The following is a 16,201-nucleotide window of genomic DNA, read 5'->3' as shown; positions in this document are numbered from 1 at the left end:
CCAATCAAATGGGGAAATATGGCTAATGGCCGCCAGTGCAATCTGCCTGTGATCTCGAAAAAAGTCTACCTAGCGCTTTGTTTGACGCAGGGACTATACCGTCCACTGGAAGGGTGAGAGCGTTGCAACCCCGGGACTGGCAGCTAGAGGCAGTGGCTCAGTAGCCCATCCGCAGCAGATTCTGGGTACTAGTGGCGATTGCCAATGCGGTACCTACACCACACCTTTTGCACCGTACTACCTGATACCTACCGGAAAGAGCTATCGCAGGAACTGATGCCTTATCTTTTTGTGAGCCTGCCGGTGGCGAAAAGGTCTGCTTTTGACCGGGAAGCCATCAGTGGTGCGATTTTGACCGATTCTGTTGAAAAGGTCAGTTTCTGAGAGATATTTGCTTTTCGGCAGCTCAAAAACCACTTATTACTGGCGTTGCTACGTAAAACCAAGACAGCGCCTCCGTCGCTGAACGAACCAGATTTCAACGTTGCTAACGCCTTCTTTCATGGACAGTAATCGCGACGGTTTTTTCAACAGAATCGGGCGGGACCTGACGCGGGTGCGATGCAGCTGTCGCCCGGAGCTGCAGTTTGCTGTGGAAATGCAATTCAGCGAAGCACGTGATAGAGGCTCGGAGCTCAGGGGACTTTTCAGTGGCTACCCCTGTGCAGCGAATGAGGCTCTTGTTTCGATCGCTGCAAGTGCTTTAAGAGCACTCCCTGAGAGTTCCACTTGATCTACAAAAGTACGAAGCAACGGCAAGTCCTCTGCCCCCCCGTAAGAACCAATCATGGATATCGCAAATCGCTCGGCATCGCTACGCCCGAAGAAGTGCGGTCCAGAAAAGTATCCTTCTATAGGGCCTCCTTGCTGGAGGGCTGCGCGAGCGAGCATGACCATCCGGGCGGGAAAGGCTGTAATCAGCAATGTGCCGCGTGGGTCATGGCCAATGATCGACTGAGAGATCTCGCACAGCACGCCAATCGCGCGCGATGGATCGACGGAAAGAGCCTCGAGCGCAGCCACCACTGGTGGTTCCGTCTCTCCTGCTTCGCAGGTTCGCCGCTGCAGCCAGTAGTAGATCATCCCGCATGCGGACATTGCATCTTCACGGGATCCGAGCCCCATCGGACACGACTCCACCGGCAGATCTGATTGAAGTTTCCCCAAGGCCATCAGTGCGGAAATATAGATTTCAACCGCGTTCTGTCTTACAGGAGTGGTCGGATCTGGCAAGCGTGCCCAGCGCGAGATCACCGGAACCGCGAGGGCATCACCTTCACCAGCAAGCTTGTCCATTAGCGATCCAACAAAGAAGCTGTACTCGGAGGCTCCCATGCAGGCCAATCGCATCAGTGTCAGTCGCTGCTCGTTTGGAAGGTCGTCAACAACGTTGATGTACGCTGAGTCGAAGGGGTGATCGAACTGGCCGCTATAGATCTCCCAGGCGATTTCCGCCGCACCCTCGGCGCCAGGCGAACTGAGGACTTCGGCAACCTGTAGTCGAACATGCGCCTCGTGCTCACTGATCTCGTCATCCATTGCCCCCAGGCCGCTGAGGGCTTCGACTGCCGTGCCTGCCAGAACGGGATCCAGCGTTGGAAGCAGACTTTCGAGCGCCTTCGATAGCTTCTCTCGCAGGGCAATGTCATCCCGCGGAAGAAAGTGCACGAAATGCATGAGATCTAGCTGAACGTGATAAGGCAGATACTTCCAGCGCTCGATTTCGAATAGCGGCAGCGTCTGGTCAACCGCCATCTTCAGAATGTCACGCTCCAGCTTGTAGGTCTCGCGCGACAACGCCAGCGCAAAATAGATTTGTCCCGGTGTAGCCGCGTTTAGCCATATGTACCGCAGGTTCGCTTGTAGCTCGGCAAGCTGCGAAAAGCGCTCTAAACCACCGCTGTGGAGAACCGACATGACAAGCGAAATTCCAAGGTCGCCCTGGCCAAATACATAGGCAACAGCAAATAAACTGGTTCTTAGCTGCTTAAAACCCTTTTCAATTGCCTCACCTCGAAGCCTCGCTCGCTCTCCGTCCAGCGTCTGATCAAGCAATCGGAAGATATCCAGCAACTCCCGTGAGTACTGATCGAGCGCCAATGCGGCGGGCAAAGCAGACAGCATCGCTCGTTCATGCTCTGTCCAGGCTATGCAACTGGAGGGTTCAACGCCAATCTTCCAGAGCTGGTCCGGAGCAATGAAGAAACGAACCGTTTCGACCTCACTCCGCAGTTTGCGTATTACGGCGTTCAATCCTTGGATCATGAACCATTTAGCGTCGTTTCCACATTCTCCTTTCATGCTCGCCTTCAGCAATTGCGCGTCCGTAGTCGTGCTAATCAAGCGGGCGAGCAACTCCCGATCCTCGATAGCGCCGGCCACAAATGCCCGCAGCTCACTGAATCGTGGCAACGCCAGTGCCCGAGTCAATGCGTCGAAGTCCGAATTAGCGTGCCGCACAATAGACTCGGCCGTGAATGCATTGAGGTACATTTCATGGACAAAGCTGAGGCGTTCTCCTCGCAAGATCAGCAGTCGCGCCCGGAGAACCTCCTGGAGAACCTCAACCCCGAGTCTTTCCCTAGCTAGGATGCGGTCAACCTCGCGCGTGGATAAGCTAAAAGTCATGCGTTCAAACAGGAGTTCCGCAACGCAACACAAGAGCGTTACGCCCTCGCTCGCGTTAGCTCCGAGGCGCCTTCGGACAAATCCGTCAAATAACGCTGATCTGCTCGCAACTTGGTTAACTTCACGCCCCATTTGACCAATGAGGCTGGCTTCAATACCGGAAGTAATTGTTTGCAGTAGAGGAGCGAGCAACTCAGCAGAGGTGGCATCAAGGGACGCAATTTCGACCTTGAGATCATGGCTCGGAACTGAAGCGGTAACCTTCCGAAGCGGAAGCAAATCAGGTCTGTCGATCTCAATTTGCGAACTTACGACAATTGCCGCGTCATACATGATCGAAGCGGCGCGGAGCGCCCGGATCAACTTAAACCTCAAGCTGGAAGGGCATTCGTTGTAGCCATCCACGATTATGGCGATTGGTCGCGATAGTGTACGAACTGCAGACAATAGACTCTTGGCTGATGGTACTTCCAGCAACGCTGCTTCGCGCTCCAGCGCAAGGCCAAGTTGTCCCTCGAATAGCTTTCCCTCCACGATGATCGGTATCACATCTTTGGCGCACAACCGATTTGCCAGTACAACCGAAAGTAGTGACTTACCGCAGCCTGAAGGTCCTTGAATTAGAAGGTCTGTACGAGCCTCCTGCAGCAAATGCTCAAGGAATGGCAAACCTACGAGCTCTCCGTCAACGTCGTAGCGATCCGCCTTGTACTCGGCTGCTGCCGAAGCATATGTAGCGGTGAACGCGGCGACGTAACGCGCAAGTGTTCGCTGCGCATCGAGCGAGCGAGGATCTAGGGCGCAGGTAAGATCGAACACTTGTTCAAGGCCATGCCGTAAAGCAAACGCGCGCCATTGGTCGGCAGAGCAACGGAGCTCGGAACGTCCGGTCAGTTGTGTAGCGAGCCCGCCTATCCCTCCATAGCTGACCTTGAAATCAAACGACAGCTGTGAGCCTTCTGCCAGCTCGGGGACGAACACCACATGGGCATCTGGATACCCTTCAACCTCACCTAGAAAATCGCGGAGAGCGCTGCAGAGAGCGTTTTTTTCGCCCAGGGCCTGGGCGTAGGCATTACCCGTGGTTCTCGAGCGCCCTGAGCGGGTATGAGCGATCCATGGGCCATTTGTTGTTCCGCTGAGCGGCACCGTACTGGCTTTAGCTTCAAGGACCAGAGTTAGACGATCCGTCCCGACCACTAAGTCTAGCTGCCGCCCTTTAAGATTTAGGTTGACCATAACTGTGGCGGTCTCGCCGGACTCCTCGAGCAATCGCAGCAGCTCAAGGAGTACAGCCCGCTCCGACTCATGCTCGATCGGAGAGCCTATAAAGACAGCGATTTGACTAGGGATCATGGGAGCGAGACGAAATATTCGAGGGTTGGTTCGTCCGGCTAGCATAGCTGTAAATCAAACTGGGAAATCCAGAGGCCACCGGGTATTCACCGGGCCGATGAGTACTACGCCGAGTTCAAGCGGGAGAGCAGCATCACCAACTGGCCCGACATCCAGGCCAAACCACAGTAGTGCGTAGAGGCGGGCACGCCGCGTTGCTTGGCAGAAAAAATCTTATGATTCAACTGGTTATGTTTTTGCGACAGTTTTTATTAGTTGATGCATAGCCTCTAGGGTCGATTTGGAAGGATTGCGACAGCTTTGCGGTTTTGTTCGAACACTCTGGAGACCACAGATTCCGGGATCCCCTTGCGACAGTTTTTATTGTTTAGTTCCACCCCTGATCCTTAGTAATAAAGTCAGTTCGACGGGAATAAAGTCTGTTCGAGCCAGCCATGGCTCGAACTCCCCTATCTTGGTTTTTTAAGCCCAGTATTTTTCTAATGCAGCTGAAGTTACTGCCCGACGAGGCACTGGATTCGTTCTTGTCTCGAAATTTTGTTTATGCTCAACGCTGGAGAGATACCTCGATTAATAAATGGTATGCCTTTGGCGGTGTTGGGCATTGGACAGTTTCAAAAATTAGTAACTTAGCAGATATGTTAGGTGTGGCCGGACGTGGTGGTGACTGTTATCTATATCACTATCATACAAATTATTATCGAGCCATTTTTGCACAAGAAGATTTGAGTTGGGGATATCCACCGGAAAGATTTTCCGCTTCTGCTGTTCGCCTAGTTGCTGCTCAAAAAAATGTTAAGCTATGCCCAGCTTGCCTGCAAAGTGACTATGAAAAAAATGGATTCATTTATTGGAGAAGAAGCCATCAGGGATTCGACATAGCAGTGTGCGCACAGCACAATATTAAGCTGGTTAGTGCTTGCGGAGGCTGTCATAAGCCTTATCTTATATATCGACACTTTTTTGAGACCCCTTGGACCACATGCGAGTGCGGATTCAGCGTGCTCGACCTTAAACCTGAGGCTAACAATGACTTGGCAGAGTGGAAGCTATCGAAGTTTGTTATTGATCTTTTCAGTTATAAGTATCAGCTTAAGCAGGATCAGTTAGCAGGGCTTATAAAGAGAAGGCTGTTTGCGCTTGGTTTGGTTGATCAGGAAAATATAAAGCTCAAATTCCAACATTCAATGAATGATGTTCATTATGACGTTTTTTCTTGGAACTGCTTGCAAATAATAGAGTTTGGAAAATTTAAAGTCTGGGGGTTACCTTACGTTTTGGCTGCAATTTTCGATGATTTCAATGATTTCGCAAATACGGTCGTTAAAGATGATGTCGAAAGGTGCCATATTTATAGGCAGTTTTTTCGATACTGTGCTAACTATATTAATTTTATTGCCGCAGGCCCAATCTACCACGCCGATGAAACCATTCCGCCGTCCAGATCGAAAACTCTTCTGAGTTAAAGGCTGTGACAATTCGAGAACAGGCGCTGCTGCCCACTCGGTAGCTGTCCCATCATGTTGTTCGCCTCCGCGCTCACCGACAGAGTGATTCTGCCGTCGGCACGGGGAGGTCGCTACTTTTTCAACAGAATCGGCCGATTGCTGCCATCGCAACTTGCAATGTTTAACCAAAGGCAGGCGCTGGCAGAGCCCTAACTAGACTCCTTCCTTCGTCTCTCAGTCTCAAAGCGCGCCTCAGCAATTGAGGAGTACGCACCTGAAAGCAAGGTGTCGATAGCGCACCAGAACCGGCTGGTGGGGTAGATCTTGCCGTTAACCAGGGCCTTAGCCGGAACCATCGCCGGCCCAAGTTTGTAGACAACGAACTCATGTGTTGAGCCGATGCTCCATCGCGGGTCTATCAGAGATGGGCTCTTAACTCTCCGGTAGCTCTCGATGTGATGTATCGATTGCAGTCGGGCACCGAACCTGAAGCCAATGTAATTGGGGGCTTCCTCCGGCCATCCGCTCTTGCCGATGGGGTGGTAGTAATGGCCATCGACCTTCACGACATCAATGTACAAATAGGGATCACCAGGATGGATGCGCTCATGCGACAATACGACCATGTACACCTGGTTACTCAATACACGCTGCAACGGTGAATACTCCTTGTAGTGCTCGATTAGCTCGCGGAGCCACATTTTCTCTTCATAGCTGGAAGCCTTGGCGCGTGCCTGAATGGCCATTTTCCGAAGGTCATCCCAAGAGACATGGGGTACAGACTCCCGGTACGCCTCAGGCAACCGTCGAGTTGCGTTGAGCTCCGAGCTGTAGCTGATCGAAAGAATGCACTTGAATTGGACGTCGCTCCGTAGGCGCGGCAAGTACTTGGAGAGCTGTGCTTCGCCGGCAACCGAGGATCCGCGCTTCGCCTCGATGATCAGGTGAAAATCTTCGCCCATGATTTCGACGTCTGTGAACCCACCATTCTTGTCATGGCGCTGTAGATCGATCTGAACCTGGCGAACCGCGAGTCCCTTTCCGAACACTCGATGAAGCAATGCTTTTAGTAACGTTGGGCTCTGCTCTAAAGCCCAACCAAGGGCATATGTTCCACTGTTCTCATCAGATCCGAGTAGACGAAAAACGCTTGCAGCTTGAGAGCCGTAAACGGACAAAACCACTGTCGGGACTCCTTTCTCAGATCAGTTCCGTTTGCTCAGAATAGAGTTCCTTCCAAGACCACAGAGCCCCCTGCGTAAGTGGTGAGGTGCGACATTTGGTTCTGCAGGCGCGAAACGTGCCTAATCTGAAAGCTGTCGCATTCTCTATCTATACCCTCGAATACCCAGACCAGCCTTGTCCGTCTGTAGCTCGTGACAACGTCGAGTCATGGCTCGATGCATGCGGGATCACTCTCCTAGATGTTCAGCCTCACCAACGAAAACCTGAACAGTCCCATCGCTGATTCATGGTGACTGATGTTGACTGAGTCCGCACTGAAGCTTGTTGGAGGCCAGCAACGAGATAGCCACGTAGCTCGATAAATTCTTTCGCTAGCAGTGTGGTCAAAGTACAGTAGCGCAATGCCACTCCCATCCAGAAAAAGGCCAACGTATGTCCAAACTTGCTGAATTCAAAGCCCTCGAAGCTAAACTCGCCGCGCAGCTTAAGCAGCTGGATGAGCTGAAGAACGATAAAGAACTCAAACGCGAAATCGAGTTTGAGGAAAAGCTTCGTAATCTGATGGCTGAGTACGGTGTTGGCTTGAGAAACATCATCGCTATTCTGGATCCGCAAGCCCGTTCGAATGGGGCGTCCGCTGTTGCTTCAGCTCGTGGCCAGCGCCGGCAGCGCCAAGTGAAGGTTTACAAGAACCCGCAGACCGGCGAGGTGGTCGAGACGAAGGGTGGGAATCACAAGGTCCTGAAGGCCTGGAAAGAGCAACATGGCAGTGAGAAGGTAGAGAGCTGGCTGCAATAAGCGCTGTGCGCCAGGCGGATGCCGGCATCGGCTCGCGCTGAACGCCAGCCACAAAAAAGCCCCGCTCGTGCGGGGCTCTTTCTTTTCAGCGTGACGCGTCACGCGGCGACGTGCAGGCGCTCGACGTCGGGCAGGTCGCCAAGCCACACCTCGGCGCGGCTCAGGCCGGCCAGCTCCCGGCGCAAGCCTTCAGGTTCTAAGCGTTCAGCTCAGAGGAGGTAGCTGGTTTGCCTGTGTGTAAAGCAGGGTGTAAACTGTCAAGCAGAGTGTAAACCAATCAAGGATCATGATAATGGGCGAGCAGCTAAAAAATGCACCGGTGTTCTTCACCATCGGGCAGGTGGTGCATAACCCGTTGCTTTCCTTGAGCACCTATCTGCCACACATCCAGGAGCGGATGCGTAAGCTGGGTTTCCCTGACTTCAAGCGCTTAAACCAGATGAGATTTGTGGTGTCTGGTCTCCCGGGTATGGACGGCGGCCATGAGGGGCAGCCGCCTTTTCAGCAGATGGAGGTGTACCACTTCGCCTCGATGGATGGCTCTCGGACCTTCATCTTGGAGCAGACCGCCCTGTCGCTCTTCTCGACTACCTATGAGAATTATGAGGAGTTCTTTGGGCAGTTGAAGGTCGGCCTCGAGGTTCTTACCGAAGCGGTAGGCGGGCTTAGTTATTCTGAGCGCCTTGGGCTGCGTTACCTGGATGCAGTCGTTCCTGGTTCCGGAGAGGCGCTGAGTCTTTACTTAGAGCCGGCATTATTGGGTCTGTCCGAAAAAATGACCGACTCCATCTTTGGGCACACCTTCACTGAGTCCGCCCTTCTCGTTGAGGGTGTGGGCCAAATTATCGCCAGGGCGATCGTTCAAGCCGGAAAGCTCGCGCTACCTCCGGACTTAGTGGGCCCCAGCATGATGAAACTACAGCCTCGCTTCGAGGGCATTGAGGGGGTCCATGCTGTTCTGGATATAGACGGGTCCCGGATAGAGCGCCGTGTATTCGACTTAGGTGATATTCAGTCTGGTATGGGGGCATTGCACGAGCACATTAAGCGGTGCTTCCACGCTAGCGTTACAGAGCATGCGCTCAATACATGGAATGCTTAAGGAGCAATGGAATGCAAATCAGACAAGACGTCGCTGCGAAACGCCAGCTGGCAAAGAGCCTTATGGTTACAAAGTATCTTCATGAGCCTGTGAGCGTCACGCCTCAGCATGATGCGGCATCTGCGATTTCCACTGCTTTTGTACGCTATGGAAGTGCTGCTCTGATGCTTCTCGTGGTTGGTACTGGTGGGGCGCTCACCTCGGAGAATCTAAGCGCGGCAATTCGTGAAAGCAGGAGCTTCCGCGTAAGCGAGCTGAATCACAATGGGGTAATCCCTGGTGCTGTCGCCCCAGAGGTAGCAGCCCCGTCAGAAGAGCTGGCATTCGTGCGAGAGGCTCTGAAGCCCTCAGTAACTGAGCTTGCCCAGTTCTTCGGCGTTTCCCGGCAAGCCATTTACAACTGGCAGGCTGGAGAGCGTCTTGCAGATCATAACCTGCAGTTGCTCACCGAGCTGGCGAATGCCGCTCGCCTGCTTCAGGAGCATGGTTTGGCTGGCTCTTCGTCTGCTATCAAGCGAAAGCTACCTGGCGGCAAGACCATGCTTGAGCATCTGAAATCAGGCGAGGAAGGTAGACATGCTGCAGAGATACTGATCAGCATGCTGGCAAGAGAGGCGACAGAAAGGGCTCGCCTGAGCGAGCGACTCAAAGGTCGAGATGTTCCCGTGAGTCTCGGTGATATGGGCGCATCCACCGGCGACAAGTCGGTGTAATTTCGGAGCCCCTAGATGGCCGATCGGGACGGAAGTACGCCATGGAGACAGGGGGACATTCTGCTGCAAGACCAGCTGGATGCTATTGGCCTCTCGAGCGACGGTTCCGACTCGATAGCTATCGTGGCTACGCATGATTGCGATCTAGCTCGCCCCGTTGAGTTGGAGCCAAGGGTCGAGATTATTCTCGGCCGCATAATTGAAGAGAGTGCCCTGGACGGCGCCTTTACTTGCTGCAAAAGCCTTCGGCGCTTACATACCGGCCTTACGGCAGGCGGCACACATCTCCATGCGGACCTGGATGCCTCTGGAAAAATTGCTGTCCCTAAAGAGCTGCTCCTTCGGCATGCGCCGAGCACACAGCACCTGATGTCGATGGAAGAGCTCAACACATTCCAGATATGGCTGGCGGCTCGATATCGGCGAGCAGCATTTTCTGATGAGTTCAATGATCGGCTTGCAAAGGTTGGGGTGGCAGAACGCCTTCCGCGGCTCTTAAAGGGCAGCGGCTATTCCATACCAGCAATCTTCTTCGATGTAGATTCGGGGGAGGATGTGAGAAGAGACGGGCCTGATGACCCGCATGAGCTGGTCATTACTCTGCTCTATTCCACGGGCGTTGATCCAGGCGCCAGTCTGGCGATTGCGGAGAGAGCAAAGAGCGACATTGAGGGCCTTTTTCGGGCGCGGTGTATGAGGCGTAACGAGGGCGGGGCGGAGGTCTGGCAGTGGATTGAGTTGGTAGACGTCGAGGTTGTCGCCGATACCGCTCTTTCATATGCCCAGTCGCAAGTGCTGAAAAAATGGCAGGCCGACTATGTCAGCCTTCGTACTGACCCTCATCAGCCCGTGTTGGGAATTTGACCCTATGGAGTCCGGCCTGATCGATAAAGGTAACCAGCTGAAAAATATGATGATCCCGAGAAAAATCCCTATTGACTTAGAGACAAATATCATGGGATTATGAGAATTGCTGCAGGAATTTTCTGAGCAGCAAAAAGCCCACTAGACGCATAGCGTCACAGTGAGCCTTAAACCGTGCTTTCAAGGTTCGGCAAAACCGAGAGGCACTAAACGCAACCCAACCTTGGAGGCTAGGATTTATCATTTGCGGGGAAAGATATTACGCACGTTAATTTCCCCTGACAAGCCTACTAGACCGACGGTTTTCGACCTTCGGTGCCTCTGAGGTTCTCTGTACTGGAGATTAGTACATGGGCACCATGATTTGTAGGCCTTTCATTACCCTCAAAAACGGTCGTCGTTTGTTTGCTCACGAGGTAGGCAAAACGGCGTTCTGTTTCGAGGTAGAAGAAGTCAAACCGGCGAAGTCTCGCGCACCTCTTCAAGGTGAGCTTGATTTGGACAGCATTGAGCCGGATGACGATTCTCCGCTCCATTGAGCGGACTTAATGAAGTGATGCCTTTTGTCTAGGAGGGGGTTCCCCCTCCTTTTTTGCCCTCATCCATCCCCTTCCTTAGCTGAAGTGCCCTGCTGGACCCCGGCATTTCGTGGGGCTAGACGGTGTATTCAACGTTCTCGCTGCTGGCTTAGCTATGTGGCTCGTCTTCTGTTCTTTTTTCGGGCCGAGCATGCAGGACTTTTTGTAGGTACCCCAGTGTTAGGGGATATCGATCCTTTTTTCTGAGGCAGGACGGCAGTTCAGGGATGAGCAAGTGAACCTGTCCGAGACCTAGAGGGCGCTCAGAGAGCGCCCCAATCCGCTCACGAGCACGCTTCTCTAGATTCCTATCCCTAGCGCCCCAGTCCACCTTCGAGTGATTACCGTGGCGGCCGCTCGGGAGACGGGAGGTCTGCTCCGCTAGCCAGCCTTTGTCATTCCTGTAGAGCCAGGCATAAATGCTTGGAATCAACTTACGTAATTGTTGCGGTGAGTCGCCTGGATGCTTCCGTGCAAGCCTGCACCACTGAGCGCGATGGTGAGCGCATTCCCGTTTTTTGAGTGCCGCTTTCCAGGCCTCCTTCACCGCAGGCTCAGCTTGTAGCAGCTTGTTCACTGTAGAAATGGACATCCCAATTCGTAGGCAGACCGTGTTCTTGTCGTGGCCACGCTTAAGGAGATCCAGAGCCTCTCGGCGGAGCTGAGGCTTTAGGAGTTTTGGCTTCAGCCGTTGCAGCTTTAGTGACTCCGGCCTAGCTAGTGGGATGGTTACGGGGAGAGAAGGCCTAGAGTGTTGTGGTTCATCTGAAGGTTCTGGGCCCTTGCTTGGCCTCAAGAAACTGGTCGAAGGATTCGAACATCCAGGTGATCGCCGCCAGATGCCTCAGCGGATGCCCCGGCGACCTTGGTGGTAGAAGCAGGTAGCGTAGATAGGCTTCTGCCTGCTGATCATTTGCGGGCAGCGCATCAAAGGGGTGAATCGCCTGCAGAGGCTTCGTGAATTTGGTGAATGACTCGATTGCTGAGGAAGGTAGCGAGCAGTGCCGGCCAGGCCAATGGGAAATTCCAGCAATCGCTGCGGCGTACGCATGCTTAAGACGTGTTATATCGATCCAGGTGTTAAAGCCAATGCCTGCCAGTCGCAGGCAGGCATCTGTTATGTGTTGAAGGCGAGACCGGGAACTCAGCCCGGGGTCCTCACAGCGGACCAGCTCATGGAGCGCCGGTAGGCACCATGAGAAGCGGCCTCTCCACATCCGCTTGTAGATCGACTCCCTCAATAACTCGAGATGGGTGGAGCAGATGAGTACCCCGGGGTACTGATGATCCAGGTGCCAATACGTCATCCCGAACCTGGCTATGTCTTCTTCCATGCATTCGGGGCAGGCTCTAAGCGGATGCTGGGCACCGAATCGTCCCGTTATCAGGCCGAGTCGGAATTTCAAAGAGCCAAGGTGGGGGCCGAGCATGGCCTGCTCAGCAGCTAGTGCTCCGTCATACGATTGGAACGGTGCAAAAAAGCGCAGGATTGTGTGCTGCCGAATGATTTCGGCGGCTGAGCCGAGTGATCCGCCCGTACGATCTGCCAAGACCCTCACATTGGAGGGGAGGTCGTGCTGCGTTCCCTGTTGGGCATGACCGAACAGTCGCTCACAGGTTTGCGCCGGCAGAGTGTTGCCCCAAAAAATATGGTTTCTGCTGCACAGGCTGAATAGCGATTCGTTAGGCAGCCATGACCTTATTGGAGTCGATGGATGAGGCGAGATTTCGGCGGCCAAAGGAGGCATACGAGATGGCTTTATGCAGCTTCATTTCTCGAGCTTAGTTCGATTTAAAGAGACCAGAAGGTCCTCCCGATTGATTCCTTACGTTCCTGGCCACGGCGCGGGACTATAGTCTCCCCGACTTCTAAAGAGGTATGAGACACTCAACGGTGTATAAATTTATGTAAAAGTAGGAGTAAAAACTCTGCTTTTAATAACCTAGAAAATTCTTTATTGAGTCTAAACAAGGCTGCTATGAGGCGGAGACCCTAGCCAGTGAGTGACCAGGATCCTCGAGAGATCGCACAGCTGTTCAACGAGATTCGCCAGAGCTTGGCGACTCGTTATGGAGAGCTGATTGGTGTCCGGGATTTATGGCTCGTGATGGGGTTTCCTTCGCAGGAGGCACTTCAGCGTGCTTATGCGAGAGGAACTATAGGGTTACCGATTTTTGAGATTGAGCATCGGCGTGGCCGATTTGCGCTAACAACGGAAGTAGCTAGCTGGCTGGTGAAAAGTCGCCAGGCTGCTACCAGCAATGAGGGTATCGAATGAGAACTAGCTAACTACTAGGGGCTAGATAGACAAAAGCCCAAGTTGTGGAGACTTGGGCCTTTGCGGATTTGTCAGATTGCTACCCGACGAATCCATTTTCTATCTCACCATGTGGTGCGTCAAGCGCCACACAGGTCCCCTTTTTCCCCAAAAAATCAGAATCGCTCAAGGCGAGGCTCCCGTTCATCCCTCGGTTGTGCTCCGTGTCCGACAGAGCGCAACAAGGGGGGAAAAGCAGCGGAAACGCATCCGACGAGCGGTGGGTAGAAAGTGAGGTTCGGAGATGCAATCAAAAATTCAGCGCTATCAGCGAATCATGGCCAGGCAAAGCCACTTCTTGTGGGGAATGGAGTATCAGCCTGGAATCCGTGCTGTACGAGGTGAAGCGCCGAGAGGGTCGAGGCCCAGCCAACTATTGTCGGCGCGGTTACGCCGGGTAATCCACGTACTGTCCACGACTGAGCGGGTCTTTGCCCAGTTTGGGCTCTATCACCCCGATCTATTCGAGCTCCACGAGCAGCGAATGCTTCATCCCATATCGGCTGTGCACCCGTTACATGGGCATCCCCTGGCAGTAGGCATGGACCTACCTCCTGTGCTTGGGACGGTGGAGATAGCGCAAGCACTTAACTGTGGCCACGACCGGGTCCACCTAGTTGATGAACAGGGCGAGCCATACGTCGCTCCTTACCCCTTTCTGGGGGATTTGCTGTTGTACCTCAGGAATTATCTCGGGCAGCCGTACTGCGTCAACTGGACCATCAAACTTGACCACCGCGACTTCTCCGAGAAGAACCGCACGAGTATGAAAAGTTTGGCCGCGCAACAGAGAGACAAAGAGAGAGCGCAGCTGCGGCAGAAAATCGAACGAGAGCACTATAAAGCGGCAGGCATTCGCACTATTGAGCTCTCGCGTGATGACATCGATAAGGAGTTTCGGTCCAATTTGAACTTTCTGTTCAGTTGGCATGGAGCTCCGGCGATTTCTGATAGGTCGTTAGGGGCAGATTTTGACGAAGAAGTTAAATCCGCGATTCTTTCTGGTCTGCCGGTGAATGAAACAATTAAAAGGTACTCATCGCACTGGGGAAGGCAGCACGAGTTTTTAGCCAGGCTGTACCAGAATATTTGGGAAAGAAAGCTTCCGGTAGATATGTTCTCACCAATTCTGATCGATAGCCCATTTTCTATTAAATTTGAAGATGCGTTAGATCACTACGCTCACCTGTTCAGGGAGGTGGAGAAATGAAGATTGGTGACCAGTTGATAGTGAAAGAGAAGTTCTGCGGGTTGGTTACGGGTGTTGAGTATTATTTTCTTTGTAGCATCGCCGAAATCGAGAGAGTAAGGCTGGTTGTATTCAATAAGCACGATACAGTGTATGCGGCGCAGTTTATAAGCATGCCAAGAGACGATTTTGAAGAGGGGCTAGTAGAGGGGAAGATCACTCATGCAGAAGTGCAGCGTAAATTTCCAATCTGGCTTTCAAAGTTAGAAGATATTGATATCTCTTTTCTGGAGCAGTCTAGGCGCTCTACTGTTAAAACATACTCTCAGTATGTGCAGGGTCGCTATGAGGTCATACACGAAGCCATATGTAATAGAGAAGAAATTCTTAAGTCGGACAATCCGAACAGGATGCTTAATTATTTGGCTTCACAGAAAGGGCGAAAGCAAAATCCTGGCAGATTCAAACTCTGGTTTTTTGCTTATACCTTGTTTAGCGACAATGTCTGGGCGTTAATGCCGGAGTTTAGCAATATTGGCGGGTGGGATCGGGAGGCCAAGGGACAGGAGAGCCGATTTGGGCGGCGTGATCAGTACGGTGCTCCAGCAATGTTCAATGCTGATTCTGAAATGAAGAAGAAAATTAAGTCTGGATTTAAGCGCTATGGCGGACCGCACGAGTCAAGGAAGAGCACATACCGGAAAGTACTTGAAAGAGAGTTTGGATGTATCGCGATCATGGATGACTCAGATAATGAAAAATTTATTCATCCGGATTCAGTTCCGTTCCCGTCCATAGATCAGTTCAACTACTGGGTTAGTGTGATGTTTGATGAAAAGGATATTCAAGAGCATCAAAAGGGCAAGTATGCTGCCAAGGCCAAATCTGGGCATGTGGGTAAATTCTCAGAGGGATTAAGCAGTGTGTATGAGAAGGTGGAGTTTGATGGATATTATCTTTGCGAGAAGGTAGTCTCGCTGGATGGAGAGACAATGATCCCCGCTTTCTGCGTAGTAAAAGCGGTTTGCGTCTTGTCTGGAGCTATTCTTGGTATCGGATTTGCGCGTGGCGCAGAAAGTCTAGAAGCCTACAAAATGGCTTTGTTTTCCATGGCTATAAATAAAGGCAAGTTTCAATCTCTTTTCGGCTACAAGTCTCGACATGAATGGCCTTGTGAAGGGTTGGGACCTGACATTGTTACTGATAGAGGCCCCGGCGCGGCGCTGGAAATTAAATTCGGACATGACTGGATTAGCACATTAGAGCTAACGCCCTCTGAGTCGGGGCAATCGAAGGCGACGGTTGAGTCCTCTCATAGGCGTAAGAAAAATGTGCCAGATGATAAAGGACATTTTCAGAGTAGGCTGGATTACATCCAACTCGCAAAACGAGAAATCGCAAGAGCCATAGCACACAATCATTCTTCTGACGCCAGTGCGCGTTTAACACCGCGAATGTGGAAGGAAGAGTTTGCACCAACGCCACATAATATTTGGTCGTATTTTAGCCTGCGAGGGAGAACTTCGGCTCGTGCAATGGCATTTGACAACGCCGTACGAAATTTCTTGGCTCCACGGTCAGTTACTATAAAGCGAGATGGAATTTATCTCGAAGGGTTTAACTACTTCTTAACAGAGCTCGAATCGTCAGGCTTATTCGATTACGTCGCTCGTAATGGCTCTATTTCGGCCAGTGCGTATGTTATGAACATGTGTGTTCGGTACATCTGGCTTGAGCATAGGGGCGTCATTTATGAGCTGTCCGCTAGGTATCCGATTCGCGTTGCAGACGAAGAGAAGTTCATTACGATATTTGAATTGGAGGAGCTAGCAAAGATCAGGGCAAAAACTAAATCCAAGCATCGACGAGCAGTGCCTGCTGTGCATGCAATAGCTGATGAGGATTTCTATGAAAGTACCGGCGAGACGATGGATAGCGGTGAGAGAAAGACTGGCCGATATAAAAGAACGGCAAGTGTTCGCAGAGCTGAAGCTGACCAGAAGCAGCTTCAAGGGCGATAGA

General features: G+C 52.3%; 13 protein-coding genes. 9 read left to right on the top strand and 4 right to left on the bottom strand.

Features of this window, described 5'->3' with window-relative positions:
• Nucleotides 1-654: 654 nt before the first annotated feature.
• Nucleotides 655-3,984 carry an NACHT domain-containing protein gene (locus HSX14_RS30790; RefSeq protein WP_049339737.1) on the bottom strand — a complete coding sequence of 1,110 codons (3,330 nt, stop codon included), beginning with the start codon at nucleotides 3,982-3,984 and terminating at the stop codon, nucleotides 655-657.
• A 434-nt stretch (nucleotides 3,985-4,418) separates the two neighbouring features.
• Here HSX14_RS30790 and HSX14_RS30785 point away from each other — a divergent pair, with 434 nt between their 5' ends.
• On the top strand, nucleotides 4,419-5,450 hold the full coding sequence (locus tag HSX14_RS30785; RefSeq protein ID WP_173174596.1) for a TniQ family protein: 1,032 nt from the start codon (nucleotides 4,419-4,421) through the stop codon (nucleotides 5,448-5,450).
• 191 nt (nucleotides 5,451-5,641) lie between these two features.
• On the opposite strand, the gene HSX14_RS30780 is transcribed toward HSX14_RS30785, so the two are convergent.
• Nucleotides 5,642-6,616, bottom strand: a complete 975-nt coding sequence (locus HSX14_RS30780; RefSeq protein WP_173174594.1) for a hypothetical protein — start codon at nucleotides 6,614-6,616, stop codon at nucleotides 5,642-5,644.
• A gap of 433 nt (nucleotides 6,617-7,049) precedes the next feature.
• Here HSX14_RS30780 and HSX14_RS30775 point away from each other — a divergent pair, with 433 nt between their 5' ends.
• From HSX14_RS30775 to HSX14_RS30755, 5 genes are all read left to right on the top strand, one after another.
• Complete coding sequence (locus HSX14_RS30775) at nucleotides 7,050-7,415, top strand: histone-like nucleoid-structuring protein, MvaT/MvaU family (RefSeq protein WP_173174592.1); 366 nt, start codon at nucleotides 7,050-7,052, stop codon at nucleotides 7,413-7,415.
• Nucleotides 7,416-7,707: 292 nt separating this feature from the next.
• Nucleotides 7,708-8,517 (top strand): TIGR04255 family protein, encoded by an 810-nt coding sequence (locus tag HSX14_RS30770; RefSeq protein ID WP_173174590.1) that lies wholly within the window; start codon nucleotides 7,708-7,710, stop codon nucleotides 8,515-8,517.
• An 11-nt stretch (nucleotides 8,518-8,528) separates the two neighbouring features.
• Nucleotides 8,529-9,230, top strand: coding sequence for a helix-turn-helix domain-containing protein (locus tag HSX14_RS30765; RefSeq protein ID WP_173174588.1), 702 nt, complete (start codon nucleotides 8,529-8,531; stop codon nucleotides 9,228-9,230).
• Between the two features lie 15 nt (nucleotides 9,231-9,245).
• Nucleotides 9,246-10,094 carry a hypothetical protein gene (locus HSX14_RS31060; protein WP_197970206.1) on the top strand — a complete coding sequence of 283 codons (849 nt, stop codon included), beginning with the start codon at nucleotides 9,246-9,248 and terminating at the stop codon, nucleotides 10,092-10,094.
• Between the two features lie 350 nt (nucleotides 10,095-10,444).
• Nucleotides 10,445-10,633, top strand: a complete 189-nt coding sequence (locus HSX14_RS30755) for a hypothetical protein (RefSeq protein ID WP_173174574.1) — start codon at nucleotides 10,445-10,447, stop codon at nucleotides 10,631-10,633.
• A 148-nt stretch (nucleotides 10,634-10,781) separates the two neighbouring features.
• Here the strand turns inward: HSX14_RS30755 and HSX14_RS31780 are convergent, their stop codons facing one another.
• Together HSX14_RS31780 and HSX14_RS31775 are read right to left on the bottom strand one after the other, a co-directional pair.
• A complete protein-coding gene (locus HSX14_RS31780; RefSeq protein ID WP_173174586.1) occupies nucleotides 10,782-11,468 on the bottom strand; it encodes a TnsD family Tn7-like transposition protein in 687 nt (228 codons plus the stop codon).
• Nucleotides 11,434-12,420, bottom strand: a complete 987-nt coding sequence (locus tag HSX14_RS31775) for a TniQ family protein (protein ID WP_173174584.1) — start codon at nucleotides 12,418-12,420, stop codon at nucleotides 11,434-11,436. The genes HSX14_RS31780 and HSX14_RS31775 overlap by 35 nt, the downstream gene beginning before the upstream one ends.
• A gap of 252 nt (nucleotides 12,421-12,672) precedes the next feature.
• On the opposite strand from HSX14_RS31775, the gene HSX14_RS30740 reads away from it, so the two are divergent.
• The 3 genes from HSX14_RS30740 (at nucleotide 12,673) to HSX14_RS30730 (ending at nucleotide 16,200) form a co-directional block, all read left to right on the top strand.
• Complete coding sequence (locus HSX14_RS30740; protein WP_173174582.1) at nucleotides 12,673-12,951, top strand: ras-related protein Rab; 279 nt, start codon at nucleotides 12,673-12,675, stop codon at nucleotides 12,949-12,951.
• Nucleotides 12,952-13,474: 523 nt separating this feature from the next.
• On the top strand, nucleotides 13,475-14,200 hold the full coding sequence (locus HSX14_RS30735; RefSeq protein WP_173174580.1) for a PDDEXK family nuclease: 726 nt from the start codon (nucleotides 13,475-13,477) through the stop codon (nucleotides 14,198-14,200).
• Nucleotides 14,197-16,200 (top strand): hypothetical protein, encoded by a 2,004-nt coding sequence (locus tag HSX14_RS30730; RefSeq protein ID WP_173174578.1) that lies wholly within the window; start codon nucleotides 14,197-14,199, stop codon nucleotides 16,198-16,200. Before HSX14_RS30735 ends, HSX14_RS30730 begins: the two co-directional genes overlap by 4 nt.
• Nucleotide 16,201: the final 1 nt, after the last annotated feature.

It is taken from the genome of Pseudomonas tohonis, from assembly GCF_012767755.2.
Classification (GTDB): domain Bacteria; phylum Pseudomonadota; class Gammaproteobacteria; order Pseudomonadales; family Pseudomonadaceae; genus Metapseudomonas; species Metapseudomonas tohonis.
Note: the sequence above shows the minus strand (reverse complement) of the source record. Positions and strands in the feature narration are given on the sequence as shown.